The organism is Marinobacter sp. UBA2498 (assembly GCF_002341575.1).
GTDB classification, from domain to species: domain Bacteria; phylum Pseudomonadota; class Gammaproteobacteria; order Pseudomonadales; family Oleiphilaceae; genus Marinobacter; species Marinobacter manganoxydans.
In genome coordinates this window covers 2,837-3,575 of record NZ_DDOI01000146.1, presented here as the reverse complement: position 1 = coordinate 3,575, position 739 = coordinate 2,837, and the positions used below count along the sequence as shown (strand labels likewise).

1 protein-coding gene is annotated in these 739 nt (G+C 54.7%); it reads left to right on the top strand.

The features are described from left to right. A partial coding sequence (locus B2W52_RS20330; RefSeq protein ID WP_286803989.1) for a porin occupies positions 1-614 on the top strand: 614 nt, incomplete at its 5' end. Positions 615-739 lie beyond the last annotated feature (125 nt).

The following is a 739-nucleotide window of genomic DNA, read 5'->3' as shown; positions in this document are numbered from 1 at the left end:
CCCCCGGTCGCAGCGGCGGCATCCAGCTCAGCGGCAAAGGCAGCAACTGGACCTACGGTATCGGCTACTTCGAGGCAGGCGGCAATGGCAGCGACGATTTCAATAACACGGCAGTAACCGCACGGGGCACGGTTGCACCGATTCAAACGAACAATATGGTTGTTCATCTTGGTGCGGGTTATACCACGCGTGATGCCGACACTCAGGCCGATGAGGTCGATACGTTTAATCTGGAGCTCGCCGGCGCTTCCGGGCCCTTCCATGCCCAGGCCGAATATTTCGATTCCGAGGAAGGCCAGGTGGATGTTGATGGTTATTACGTACAGCTTGGCTGGATCATCACCGGCGAAAGCCGTCCTTACAAAGCCGGAGCATTCAAGCGGGTAAAACCGGCATCACCCAAAGGGGCCTGGGAAGTTGTTGCCCGCTTTGAGGATGGTGACGGAAAATACAGTGATGTGGGGCTGGCCACGACCGACGGTGAGCAAACAACACTGGGCGTTAACTATTACGCCAACAAGAATGTTCGACTTGGAATGAGCTACATGGATGGCGAAGAAGCCAATGGCGCTAGCGGAGATGAAGTGCGTGCGAGGTTACAATATGCATTTTGACCGCATGGAGGTCGCTTGAATGAGTTTGCGGCTTGATATAGTTCTTGAGAGTTAATGAAATACTCAGGTTTTGGGCAGATATTAATCTGCCCATGCTTTTGTCTGCCCCCCCCCACCCCGCCCCC